Annotated in this window: 12 protein-coding genes; 8 read left to right on the plus strand and 4 right to left on the minus strand. The window is 63.2% G+C overall.

Going from position 1 to position 11449, the window contains the following annotated elements; genetic code table 11:
- Positions 1-10 precede the first annotated feature (10 nt).
- The 4 genes from AC2VNO_RS01730 to AC2VNO_RS01745 are packed head-to-tail and all read left to right on the plus strand — an operon-like array spanning position 11 to position 3710.
- Positions 11-400, plus strand: coding sequence for a response regulator (locus AC2VNO_RS01730; RefSeq protein WP_486932527.1), 390 nt, complete (start codon positions 11-13; stop codon positions 398-400).
- Positions 400-1179, plus strand: a complete 780-nt coding sequence (locus tag AC2VNO_RS01735) for a YaiO family outer membrane beta-barrel protein (RefSeq protein WP_486932528.1) — start codon at positions 400-402, stop codon at positions 1177-1179. The genes AC2VNO_RS01730 and AC2VNO_RS01735 overlap by 1 nt, the downstream gene beginning before the upstream one ends.
- Positions 1169-2299 carry a HEAT repeat domain-containing protein gene (locus tag AC2VNO_RS01740; protein ID WP_486932529.1) on the plus strand — a complete coding sequence of 377 codons (1131 nt, stop codon included), beginning with the start codon at positions 1169-1171 and terminating at the stop codon, positions 2297-2299. The genes AC2VNO_RS01735 and AC2VNO_RS01740 overlap by 11 nt, the downstream gene beginning before the upstream one ends.
- Positions 2300-2309: 10 nt before the next feature.
- On the plus strand, positions 2310-3710 hold the full coding sequence (locus AC2VNO_RS01745; RefSeq protein WP_486932530.1) for a glycosyltransferase family 2 protein: 1401 nt from the start codon (positions 2310-2312) through the stop codon (positions 3708-3710).
- Positions 3711-3720: 10 nt separating this feature from the next.
- On the opposite strand, the gene AC2VNO_RS01750 is transcribed toward AC2VNO_RS01745, so the two are convergent.
- Both AC2VNO_RS01750 and AC2VNO_RS01755 read right to left on the minus strand, forming a co-directional pair.
- Positions 3721-4644: a YihY/virulence factor BrkB family protein gene (locus AC2VNO_RS01750; RefSeq protein ID WP_486932531.1), complete on the minus strand. Its 924-nt coding sequence runs from the start codon at positions 4642-4644 to the stop codon at positions 3721-3723.
- Between the two features lie 290 nt (positions 4645-4934).
- Positions 4935-5993, minus strand: a complete 1059-nt coding sequence (locus AC2VNO_RS01755; RefSeq protein ID WP_486932532.1) for a serine hydrolase domain-containing protein — start codon at positions 5991-5993, stop codon at positions 4935-4937.
- Positions 5994-6096: 103 nt separating this feature from the next.
- Between AC2VNO_RS01755 and AC2VNO_RS01760 the strand changes: the two genes are divergently transcribed.
- From AC2VNO_RS01760 to dcd, 4 genes are all read left to right on the plus strand, one after another.
- The gene (locus tag AC2VNO_RS01760; protein WP_486932533.1) at positions 6097-6744 is read left to right on the plus strand and encodes a hypothetical protein; all 648 of its coding nucleotides are present in this window, start codon (positions 6097-6099) and stop codon (positions 6742-6744) included.
- Positions 6745-6860: 116 nt separating this feature from the next.
- Positions 6861-7991, plus strand: a complete 1131-nt coding sequence (locus AC2VNO_RS01765; RefSeq protein ID WP_486932534.1) for a hypothetical protein — start codon at positions 6861-6863, stop codon at positions 7989-7991.
- A 162-nt stretch (positions 7992-8153) separates the two neighbouring features.
- Positions 8154-8960 carry an iron-sulfur cluster carrier protein ApbC gene (apbC, locus tag AC2VNO_RS01770; RefSeq protein WP_486932535.1) on the plus strand — a complete coding sequence of 269 codons (807 nt, stop codon included), beginning with the start codon at positions 8154-8156 and terminating at the stop codon, positions 8958-8960.
- Positions 8961-9060: 100 nt separating this feature from the next.
- The gene (dcd, locus tag AC2VNO_RS01775) at positions 9061-9627 is read left to right on the plus strand and encodes a dCTP deaminase (protein WP_228579097.1); all 567 of its coding nucleotides are present in this window, start codon (positions 9061-9063) and stop codon (positions 9625-9627) included.
- A gap of 4 nt (positions 9628-9631) precedes the next feature.
- Here the strand turns inward: dcd and purN are convergent, their stop codons facing one another.
- Entirely contained in the window at positions 9632-10357 is a 726-nt protein-coding gene (gene purN, locus AC2VNO_RS01780; RefSeq protein ID WP_228579098.1) for a phosphoribosylglycinamide formyltransferase, read from the minus strand.
- A complete protein-coding gene (gene purM, locus AC2VNO_RS01785) occupies positions 10354-11430 on the minus strand; it encodes a phosphoribosylformylglycinamidine cyclo-ligase (protein ID WP_228579099.1) in 1077 nt (358 codons plus the stop codon). The genes purN and purM overlap by 4 nt, the downstream gene beginning before the upstream one ends.
- Positions 11431-11449: the final 19 nt, after the last annotated feature.

Here is an 11449-nt window from a genome sequence, read left to right on the forward strand (position 1 = left end):
GAGTTGCGCGATGACGACGACCGATCCCAAGCCCCGCATTTTGATGGTCGAGGACGAGGAAGACATTGCTTTCCTGATTCGCTTCCTGCTCGAGCGGCAGGGGTTCGAGGTTGAGCATGCCCCGGACGGACGACGGGCACTGGAACTCTTGGCGGAGATCCCCCCGGTCAACCTTGCACTGCTCGACATCATGCTGCCTTACCACGATGGGCTGGAAGTGCTCGAGCGGCTGCGTGGGCTGCCCGCCTGGCAGGACGTGCCCGTCATCATGCTGACCGCCAAGGCGCGTGAAGCCGATGTCGTTCGAGCGCTCGAGCTGGGGGCCGACGACTACGTGACCAAGCCTTTCCAGCCGGAGGAACTCCTGGCCCGGCTGCGGCGTTTCATGAGGAGGCGTTGATGTTGACGATGGTGAATGCCAGTCGTGCCGTTACCTTGGGCGCCATGGTACTGGGACTCGGGATGGCACCTGCCGTGACAGCCGAGGAAAGGCGTACCGAAGTGGAGGCCTCGCTGCGCTACGACGCGTTGGACAGCGACTTCGACGACTGGCTCACCCAGCGTCTGGATGTGCAGTCGAGCCGGCGGGGGGAACCGACTTGGTATGGCGCGGCGTACCGCGAGCGCCGCTACGGTACCTGGGACGATGGGCTGCTGGCGGGTGCAGCGGTGCCGCTGGGCGATGCCTGGGTCGTACAGCCTGAGGTGGGACGTACCTTTGCGGCCGATTTCCTGGCCCAGTGGCATGCCGACCTGCGCCTTCAGCGTGTATTGGGGGGTGGCTACGTGGCCAGTGCCAGCCTGCGTCGCACCCGCTACGAAGGCTCCCAGGTCGACAGGCTCGCCCTCGGCATTGAGCGCTACTGGGGTAATTGGCGAGGTGCCTACACGCTCAACGTCAGTGACGTGGATGTGGCAGGCACCCCGGTAGGGCATGCCGTGGCGCTGGACTACTACTACGACGAACGCAGCGTCGTTGGTCTGCGCGGTGCTCTGGGCCGCGAGGAGGAGGGACTTCCGGGCGGGCAGGTGGCAACTACCGATGTGGCTTCCGTAGCCCTGCGCGGGCGGCACTGGTTTCACCATGACTGGGCGCTGAGCTGGGAGCTGGGGGCACTCAGCCAAGGCGACCTCTATGACCGCTATGGTGTTCAGCTGGGTCTGAGATATGCCTTCTGACCTGGCGGTACTGCAGCAGCTGCTAAACCAGGCGCTCAATGTTCTCACGACCCCACCGGACGACCCGGTATTGCGCTTTGCCGTCTATAGCGCCATGGCGCTGGCCGCGCTGACGCTGCTCATCATGCTCCAGGTCCTGATACTGACGGAGATGGCCAGCCGCCGAGAACGCCGCCGCCTGGTCTTCACCGACCAATGGCGACCGCGCTTGGCGGCGTGGAGCATGGAGTACGGCGATTCATTACCCTGGCCACCCCGCGGCAGGCAGGAGGAGGTCTGGTTCATGTTGCTGTGGTTGCGCCTGCGGCGACAGGTACGCGGCCAGTCCCAACAGCGGCTGAATACTCTTTTCGAAGGCATCGGCATGAACAGCCGCGTGGTGCAGCTCCTGCGCGGCAGGGGAGTACACCGCCGCCTGCTGTCGCTGAGCTGCCTGCAGGACCTTGGCAATCGTCGCTACTGGCCCGAGGTTTCGCCATTGGTGGACGATCCTAACCCGGTGGTTGCGCTCACCGCCGCGCAAACTCTGGTCGCCATGGATCCCGTGCGCGCCATGCAGCGTGTCATTCCCCAGGTAGAACTGCGGCGCGACTGGGCCATTCCTCGCCTCGAAGCGATATGTCGTCAGGCCGGCCCGGCTGCCGTCAGCGGGCCGTTGCTGTCGCGTCTGGTCGATGGGCAAGAGCCCCCCGTGCGACTCGTGGCCCTGTTGGCCTGGGCCGAGCCGAACCGCGTTGCTCCCTGGGCCAGACGCTTCCTCGCAGGCCAGGTCGATGAGCAGGAAGGGACGCATGTCTCTCTCTGTGCCGCAATGAGCTGCGTGGGGCAGCAGTGCGACCCGCGTGACAGACCATTGCTGCTGCGCTGGCTCGACGCGGCTTCCCCTCAGGTTCGGCTGGCGGCGGTGGAGGCCTTGCGTCGTCAGGCAGGGCGCGACGATGCCACTTTCCTGCTCGAGCGACTGGCCGACAGTAGCTGGTGGGTACGCCAGGCCGCAGCAGACGCATTGGTCGTACTGCCTGGCGTCAGCGACGCCGACATTGCCTCCTGGCACCAGGAGCTGACCGATCGCTACGGGCAGGACGCCCTGACGCGTGCCATGGCCGAAAAGCGCCGCTGAGGGGACAAGTATGGGTATCGACTGGGTTTGGTGGGGGCAGGTCGGCTTCATTGGCTACTTCGTGTTGCTCAATGGCGGCTACCTGCTTCTCAACCTGCTTTCCATGGTAAGCCTGCGGCGCTACATGCGTCAGCGGGCAGAACTGGGTGAGCTTGCACCCTACCTGGGGCTGGAACCCGCCGTCTCGATACTGGTGCCGGCTTACAACGAGGCCGCCACGATACGCACGTCGCTGCTCTCCCTGCTTCAGCTGCAGTATCCAGAGTTCGAGCTGGTCGTGGTCAATGACGGCTCCAAGGATGAAACGCTGGACGTTCTGATCGAGGCGTTCGAGCTCGAGCTGCATCCGGAGCCGCTGCGCCGCAGCGTGCCGCACCAGGAGGTGAGAGGCATCTACCGTTCGCGCCGCCATGCCAACCTGAAGGTGATCGACAAGGCCAACGGGGGGAAGGCCGATGCGCTCAATGCCGGAATCAATGCCGCGCGTCATGGGCTCTTCTGTGCGGTGGATGCCGACTCCATTCTGCAGAGAGACAGCCTGTTGCGCGTGGTGCAGCCGTTCCTCGAGGACGAGCGCACCGTGGCCGCGGGAGGCACGGTGCGCATCGCCAACGGTTCGAAGGTGCGCGGTGGTTTTTTACTCGAGGCGGGTATCCCGAACAGTTTGCTGGCGCGGTTTCAGATCGTCGAATACCTGCGCGCCTTTCTATTCGGCCGGTTGGGTTGGTCGCCTCTCAATGCGGTCTTGATCATCTCCGGTGCCTTCGGGCTGTTCGACCGCGAGCGTGTCGCCGAGGTGGGGGGCTACAGCACCACCACGGTAGGCGAAGACATGGAACTCGTGGTGCGTCTGCACCGCTACCACCGTGAGCGGCAGATTCCCTATCGCATCCGCTATCTGCCCGATCCGATCTGCTGGACCGAGGCGCCCGAGGACCTGGGTACACTGGGACGACAGCGTAGCCGCTGGCAGCGCGGACTGGCTGAAAGCCTCAGCCGCCATGCGCGACTCGCGTTCAGCCGGCGGGGCGGGGCGCCAGGTCATCTGGCCTGGCCCTTCATGGCTTTGTTCGAATGGCTGGGGCCGCTGGTGGAGCTGGCCGGCTACGTCTTCATGATCGGTGGGTTTGCCATGGGGGTCATTTCGCCGGTGGCGCTGACTGTCTTCCTGCTGGTGGCGATCGGCATGGGTATCCTGCTATCGGTTAACGGCCTGCTGCTGGAGACCCTGTCGTTTCGCGTCTACCAGCGTCGGCGGGACATGCTGCGGCTATTTCTGGTCGCGATATTGGAGAACTTCGGCTATCGCCAGCTCAATACGCTTTGGCGCTGCCGCGGACTGTGGCAATGGTTCGCGCGGCGCAAGCATCAATGGGGTGCCATGAAGCGTAGCGGCCAATGGGGCCAGTGAGACGTCTGGCTCAGTCGACGTGAGTGACAGCCTCATGGCGTGGATCGACATACCATGGCAGGCCGCGACGGGCGTTGTATTCGAGTTCGGCGATCACCTGGGCGCCAAGCAGCAGGATCATGGCGCCGACTTCCAGCGTAAGCAGCACCACGATAAGAGTGGCAAGCGATCCGTATACGACGTTGACCAGGGAGACGTTGAGAAAATAGAACATCAGCAGCAAGCGCACCCCCTCCCAGAGCAGTGCCGCGACGAAGCCGCCCACCACGGCCCTACGCAACGAGATCCTTACCACCGGCAAGACCTTGTAGATGGCGCTGAACAGTAGGAATACCCCGAGAAAGCTGAACAGATTCAGCAGCGGGTCGGACAGGCCGGCAAGGGGCATCTCGCGCCCCAGCACCGCCACCCACAAGGTTCCCATCGCCTCGGCCAGGGTCACCATCAGAGTGAGAGCTGCCAGGCCCGCTCCCAGCACCAGCATGAACAGATAGGGCAGCAAGACCGAAACCCAGACACTCCGTTTGGGATGTGATTCGGGCGTGTGAAAGATGATGGCCAGCGCGTCCTCCAGCATGCGGAAGGCGAAAGAGCTGAACACCAGCAGTACCAGGATGCCGAAAATACCGATAACGTCGCTGGAATCGAGCAGTGTGCGTACCGCTTCCATCAGGCCGTCGGCATGAGAGGGGGCGAGATGAACGAGCTGGACACCCAGCACCTCGAAAAGCAGCTCTTCATCCATGACTTGGGTAAGCAGCACGGCCAGCAGGGCGAATAGCGGAACGATGGAGAGCAGAATGTTGTAGCCGACACCGCCTGCAAGCAGGATGCCTCGATTGCGCATGAAATTGGCCAGCACACGCCAGGCGAAGGCAGCCGTGCGGGGCAAGATCACGAACATGACACGTTGCGACTTGCGAACCTGGGTCATGGCGAGCGTCGCTCCTTGTGCCGGTTAGTCGATCCTTGCTTCACAAGGTATTCGCCCGGGCTCTTGGCGACAAGGCGGTTACTCGACTGGCCGGATCTGTCATGTTCGCTACACTGGGGCTGACGGCGATACCTTTGTCGCCTATCGACCCCGAACCCTCAGCAAGGAGAGCTGTATGCGCAATATCATCTATATCATTGGCCTGATCGTGGTAGTGCTGTTCATTCTGTCGATGCTGGGCCTGCGCTAGCCAGCTCCGGATCGAGTGGCCCCGGTAGGCATCAAAGGCATCAGGGTGTTTCGAGCAGCCTTGCCATGAGCCGATGTAACAGCTCCTGTCGGAAGGGGCTGTCATCGGCGCCGGGGCTCGGGTCAGCGGTGAAGGCCACGGTCAGCTCCCTTCCCGGTACGACGTAGAGGGCCTGGCCGCCGAAGCCACGGCCGTATAGGACGCGCTCCTCGCCCAAGGTGGTGATGAACCAGCCGTAGCCATAGGCATCGCCCGTCCAGCGCGAGGTGCCGCGGGGTTGCCAGGAGGCTTCTACCCAGCCCTCGGGCAGCACGCGGCGCCCGTCGATCAGGCCGTCATGACGATAGAGCTCCCCAAGCCGGATCAACGCGAGGGGCGAAAGCAACATGTCGTTACCTCCGAAATAGATTCCTTGCGGGTCCTGGGGCCATGGCGGGATGGCGATATCCAGTGGAGCACCGAGCAAGCGTCGCGCCAGAGCCAGGGTGTTCTCGCCGGTGGCATCGGTAAGAGCGGCCGAGAGCAGATGCGAACTGCCGGTGGAGTAGAGCATTCTTCCGCCTGGGCGGTCGACGAAGGGGCGGCTCAGTGCATAGGCGACCCAGTCGCGACTGGCAACCCAGGCGCCGTAGTATTGCCCCGACGTTCGCTCGAGTCCCGCCTGTTGTGCCAGCAAGTGCTCCACGGTGATGTCGGCAATGCGTGGGTCGGCGCCATCCGGGACGCGAGAGGCAAGCAGATCAACGATGGGTTGGTCGACGCCTTCGATAAGCTCCGCCTCGATGGCGGCGCCTACCAGAGCAGCCAGCACCGTTTTCGACAGCGACTTGATATTGACCGGCTGATCGCTGCTACGCTCTCCCAGTTGAAGGTCGAGAATGATCTCTCCGCGCTCCGCCACGACCACGTTGTGCAGACGGGATATGCGTTGCGCTTCGGCTTCCAGCGCGGACAAGGCTGCGGCGCTGACGCGGTTGTGTGTCGGCTGGCCCGCTGACGACAAGGGGGCGAGAATGAGCAGAGTCAGCAGCAGCGGCAGACCCCGGCGCCAGGTGCGAGCCATGCGCTTGGGCATCGCGTCGATGTGTTTGTCGTCCATGCCTGCTTCTCTCCCGTCGCCACCGTTTAGCTTTTGAGAGCGTGACTCATGAGGGGTTCCGACCCGTCCCAAATTCTGCCTTGTCGCTTTGGAGGTGATCATCGTGAGAGTGGGTATGGCGGGAGCGGTGGTGGTTAGAGCGACCTTGTATCGGCGCATTCGTCCGTTGTTCTGGCTGGGAATCGCCTTTTTGATACTGACTATGTCGGGTTGCGTCGGCCGGGTCGTGCCACCCGAGCCCCGAACCCTGTCCGAGCCGGTGGATATCTACCTGCTCGACCACGGACGTCACGCCAGTCTCGTCCTCCCCCGGGAGCAGGGGGGAGTGGTGCGCTATAGTTACGGTGACTGGCGATGGTACGTCGAGGAACGACAGAACGTCTTCACCGCCGCCTCGGCGATGCTGTGGCCAACCAGTGCCGGGCTCGGGAAGGCCGAGCATGACGATATCGGGATCGACCAGCCTCGTCATTTTTCCCGGCTGGCACCGGAAGGAGTCAGTGGTATCTATCCGCTACAGGCCGAGGCGGAACGTGTCAATGCGCTGCAGAAGCGGCTCGATGGAATATTTGCCGACGCCGGCAGCGAGCCGGTGAGAAGTGAAAGCTACGGGTTGGCATTCGTGCCTTACCCGCGGCGCTACTCAGCCGTACATCAGTCCAACCTGGTCGTCGCCAGCTGGCTGCGCGAGCTGGATGTCGAGGTTCAAGGCTCGCCCTGGCTGTCCAATTGGCGAGTCGCCGAGCCTTGAACCCCGGGTGTCGTTTTCTTTCGCCGACTGGGTTGGCTATGTATGCTGAGTAAGGAACCGTAAGCGATCGTCATGCCATGAAGACGTTCAAATAGACCATCAGGAGGGTCTTACACATGCCAGAAACAGTCGAGAGCCCACTATACCAAGACAGACGCGTCATGGGCCTGGTCGCCATCGCTGTGCTCGCTATCATCTGGGCGATCTTCGCTCACAACAATGCCGGTGACCACCGTGAGCGCAGCGCAGAGTTGGAAGGGAGACTGGCCACGCTTGAAACCGAACACCGGCAGCTCGCCGCTCAGCTCGAAGAGCGTAATCAGGCGGGGGAGGACATCGAGACCTTACAATCGCAGCTGGCCGCACTGGAGGAGGAGCGTCAGGCGGCCCGCGGCGAGGTAGAACAGCTCGAAGCCGAAGCCGTTGAAGCCTCGAACCGTATCGCCGAGCTCCAGGAGCAGCAGACCGCGCTGGAGAGTGAGCTCGAGGCTCGCCGCGAAGAGCAGGGCGAGATGGAAGAGAACATGACCGCGCTCCGCAGTGATTTCCAATCGGTGGATGAGGCGCGGGCCGACGCCGATGAGGCACGTCAGGATGCGGAAAGGGCCCGGCAGGAAGCCGAGGCGGCACGTCAGACCGCCGAAGAAGAGCGTCAGGAGGCGGAGCAGGCGCGTCAGCAGGCCGAGGCCGCGCTTGAGCAGAGCGCCGATGAGCTTGGGCAGATTCGCGAGGAAACCCAAGCTGCGCAGGAGCAGCTCGATACGCTGAACGAGGCGATCGAGGAGCGGCAGCAGACGCTCGAAGCTCTGGAGAACGATATCGAAGCGCTGGAAGCCTGGCGTAGCGAGGTCGAGCGGGAGGTTGGCGAGACTCGCGACGAACGCGACGCGGCCGTGTCCGAAACCGAGACCATTCGTGAAGAGCGCGACGAGTTGGCTGAACAGATCGAGTCGGGGCGGAGCGAGCTTCAGGATGTCGAAGCCCAGGTTGACCGTCGTCGTCAGCAGCTCGAGCAGATCGAGGCGCAGCTGGCCCAGTGGCGCGATGCCCTGGCCGAGCTAGAGCTACGCACCGAAGCCGCCGAGCAGGAGCAACAACAGCCGGCGCAACAGCAGCAGCAAGGTCAGCAGCAACAGCAGCAAGCTCAGCAGGAAGAGCAGCAAGCTCAGCAGGAAGGTCAGCAGGAAGAGGATAACGAAGACGAGGACGAAGACGAAGAGCAGAACGCTGAAAACGAGCGCAACTGACGACACTGGCGATACAGCGTGCGGCGGGCCATGGCTCGCCGCACGCTGTTTCAGGGTGTCGCCAAGTGACGGCGACTCGCTCTTCTCATTCATTGGCGCGTTATACTGGGCCAGGTACAAGCGTCATTTGCAGCACACCACTTGCAGCACAAGGAGCCAGTCGTGATCGAAGGGGTCAAGCATATCGTGGCCGTAGCCTCCGGCAAGGGCGGGGTGGGTAAGTCCACCGTCACCGTCAACCTGGCACTGGCCATGGTGGCCGAGGGTTATCGGGTCGGCATCCTCGATGCCGACATTCATGGCCCAAGCCAGGCGCAGATGCTGGGCGCTCCGGAAGGTGTCAGGCCACAGCAGGCCGGCGAGAACAAGTTCAGGCCACTGGAGATGCATGGTGTCCAAGCCATGTCGATGGCCTTCATGGTCGATACCCGGGAGCCGATGGTATGGCGCGGTCCCATGGTGGCCGGCGCTTTTCAGCAGCTGCTCACGCAAACGGCATGGAAGGATCTCGACGTGCTGTTCATCGACATGCCGCCGGGTACCGGCGACATTCAGCTGACTCTGGCTCAGAAGGTGCCGGTAGACGGCGCGGTGATCGTGACGACGCCGCAGGACATAGCCCTGCTCGATGCGCGCAAGGGCATCGAAATGTTCCGCAAGGTAAACGTGCCGGTGTTGGGCGTGGTGGAGAACATGAGCCTGCACGTGTGCTCCAATTGCGGCCATGCCGAGCCGATCTTCGGCGAAGGCGGCGGCGAGCGTATTGCCAGCGAGTACGAGACCCGCGTACTGGGTAGGCTGCCACTGGCACTGTCGATACGCGAGCAGGCAGACAGCGGCCGGCCCACGGTCATTGCCGACCCCGAAAGCGAGGTGACGAGCACCTTCCGCGACATGGCAAGGCAGATCGCGGAGACACTCGGTGGCCAGTCGCCGAGCGAGGGGCCGAGCATTTCGTTCAGTGACTGACTCGGTCCGGCCCGTTGGCCATGGATCGTGACGAGTGCACCTAGGGCCGTTATGATAGCGGCCCTACTTCATTCTTCGGCACAACTTCTCAGGACGCCCCATGAGCATCAAGCCCGACAGTTGGATCCGCCGCATGGCCGAGCGGGATGGCATGATCGAACCCTTCGAAGCCGATCAGGTGCGTTATGTGAACGATCAACGGGTGATCTCCTACGGCACCTCCAGCTACGGCTACGATGTCCGCTGCGCTGACGAATTCAAGGTGTTCACCAACATCCATTCGGCGGTGGTCGATCCCAAGAATTTCGATGACAAGAGCTTCGTCGACATCAAGGGCGATGTCTGCATCATCCCGCCCAACTCTTTCGCCTTGGCGCGCACCGTGGAGTATTTCCGTATCCCACGCAGCGTATTGACCATCTGTTTGGGCAAGTCGACCTACGCTCGCTGCGGCATCATCGTCAACGTGACACCGCTGGAGCCGGAATGGGAAGGGCATGTGACCCTGGAGTTCTCCAACACCACCAACCTGCCGGCCAAGATCTATGCCAACGAGGGCGTGGCGCAGATGCTGTTCCTGGAATCCGACGAGGTGTGTGAGGTGTCTTACAAGGATCGCGGCGGCAAGTATATGGGGCAGAGGGGAGTGACTCTGCCCCGCACCTAACTCTCTATTCTTCGTCTAGCTCTTCGGCGGCATCGGCGTGGGAGAGGCGTAGCCCCTGGGGCGGCAGCGGGGTGCCGTCGAGCAGGGCGGCCTCGCCTTCGAGGCGCAGGCGTCCTTCCAGGAACCACTTCACCGCGATGGGGTAGATCAGGTGCTCGCGAGCGTGCACCTTCTCCTTGAGACTGTCTTCGGTCTCGCCTTCACTGACCTTCACCACGGCCTGGATCGCTACCGGGCCGCCGTCGAGCTCTTCGGTGACGAAGTGCACGCTGCAGCCGTGTTCGGTCACGCGATCGGCCAGCGCCTTGGCGTGAGTTCCAAGGCCGCGATAGGCTGGCAGCAGGGAAGGGTGGATATTGAGCATGCGACCGTGAAAGCGCTGTACGAAGCGCGTGCTCAGGATGCGCATGAAACCGGCCAGCACCACCAGGTCGGGCTCGTGTCGCTCGATCACCTTGATCAGGGCGCCGTCGTAGGCGTCACGGCTGTCGTACTCGCCGTGGGGCAGCACCACTGCATCGATACCTGCGTCACGGGCACGCTGCAGGCCGTAGGCATCCGCGACGTTGGAGATCACGGCGACGATCTCGCCGCCCAGCCGGTCGTGGGTCTGCTCGTCGATGAGCGCCTGCAGGTTGCTGCCATTGCCCGAAATCAACACCACGACCCGACGCGCACCGGTGAGCTCGGGCGTCAGGTCGTTGAGAGTATCCGCGTAGCTCTCGCTCATGCCTCGAGGTTCTCCAGTAGAACCGCTTCCTCGCCCTCGCTGCGAGCGACGATCTCGCCGATGCGGTAGACCGTTTCACCCTGGGCCTGGAGATGCGCACGAGCCTGGTCGGCCTGGCTGGCGGGCACGACGATGACCATGCCGATGCCGCAGTTGAGCACGCGATACATCTCCAGCTCAGCCACGTTGCCCTGCTGCTGGAGCCAGTCGAACAGCGCGGGACGGGTCCAGCTTTTCACGTCGATGCGAGCCGCCAGCGATTCGGGCAGCACGCGGGGGATGTTTTCCAACAGGCCGCCACCGGTAATGTGCGACAGGGCGTGTACCGGAACACCGCTCTCCTTGATCAGCGAAAGCAGCGGCTTGACGTAGATGCGCGTGGGGGCGAGCAGGGCATCGCCGAGTGGCTGGCCGTCGATGGCGGTGTCCAGCGACACGCCGCTGACCTCGAGGATCTTGCGGATCAGCGAGTAGCCGTTGGAGTGTGCACCGCTGGAGGCGATGCCGAGCAGTACGTCGCCTTCGCCGACCTTGCTGCCGTCGAGGATCTCGGATTTCTCCACCACGCCGACGCAGAATCCGGCCAGGTCGTAGTCGCTGCCCTCGTACATGCCCGGCATCTCGGCGGTTTCGCCACCTACCAGGGCGCAGCCGGCCCGCTCGCAGCCTTCACCGATACCGGCGACCACATCGGCAGCGATGTCCACATCGAGCTTGCCCGTGGCATAGTAGTCAAGGAAGAACAGCGGCTCGGCACCGGCCACCACCAGATCGTTGACGCACATGGCGACCAGATCGATACCGATGGTGTCATGGCGGCCGAGGTCCATTGCCAGGCGCAGCTTGGTCCCCACGCCGTCGGTACCGGAGACCAGAACCGGTTCGCGATAGCCGCTAGGGAGCTGGCACAGGGCGCCGAAGCCGCCCAGCCCACCCATCACCTCGGGGCGCATGGTGCGCTTGGCGACGCCCTTGATACGGTCGACCAGGGCATTGCCGGCATCGATGTCGACACCGGCATCCTTGTAGCTCAGCGATGCCTTGGCGTTGTCGGGAGAGGTGGAATCGGTCATGGCCTGTCCTGTACGAAGA

This window comes from Halomonas sp. TH-94 (assembly GCF_057473365.1).

Bases quoted from the DNA above. Each gene is read 5' to 3' on its own strand.
- AC2VNO_RS01730 (WP_486932527.1), top strand. From the start codon at position 11: ATGACGACGACCGATCCCAAGCCCCGCATTTTGATGGTCGAGGACGAG.
- AC2VNO_RS01735 (WP_486932528.1), top strand. From the start codon at position 400: ATGTTGACGATGGTGAATGCCAGTCGTGCCGTTACCTTGGGCGCCATG.
- AC2VNO_RS01740 (WP_486932529.1), top strand. From the start codon at position 1,169: ATGCCTTCTGACCTGGCGGTACTGCAGCAGCTGCTAAACCAGGCGCTC.
- AC2VNO_RS01745 (WP_486932530.1), top strand. From the start codon at position 2,310: ATGGGTATCGACTGGGTTTGGTGGGGGCAGGTCGGCTTCATTGGCTAC.
- AC2VNO_RS01750 (WP_486932531.1), bottom strand. From the start codon at position 4,644: ATGACCCAGGTTCGCAAGTCGCAACGTGTCATGTTCGTGATCTTGCCC.
- AC2VNO_RS01755 (WP_486932532.1), bottom strand. From the start codon at position 5,993: ATGGACGACAAACACATCGACGCGATGCCCAAGCGCATGGCTCGCACC.
- AC2VNO_RS01765 (WP_486932534.1), top strand. From the start codon at position 6,861: ATGCCAGAAACAGTCGAGAGCCCACTATACCAAGACAGACGCGTCATG.
- dcd (WP_228579097.1), top strand. From the start codon at position 9,061: ATGAGCATCAAGCCCGACAGTTGGATCCGCCGCATGGCCGAGCGGGAT.
- purN (WP_228579098.1), bottom strand. From the start codon at position 10,357: ATGAGCGAGAGCTACGCGGATACTCTCAACGACCTGACGCCCGAGCTC.
- purM (WP_228579099.1), bottom strand. From the start codon at position 11,430: ATGACCGATTCCACCTCTCCCGACAACGCCAAGGCATCGCTGAGCTAC.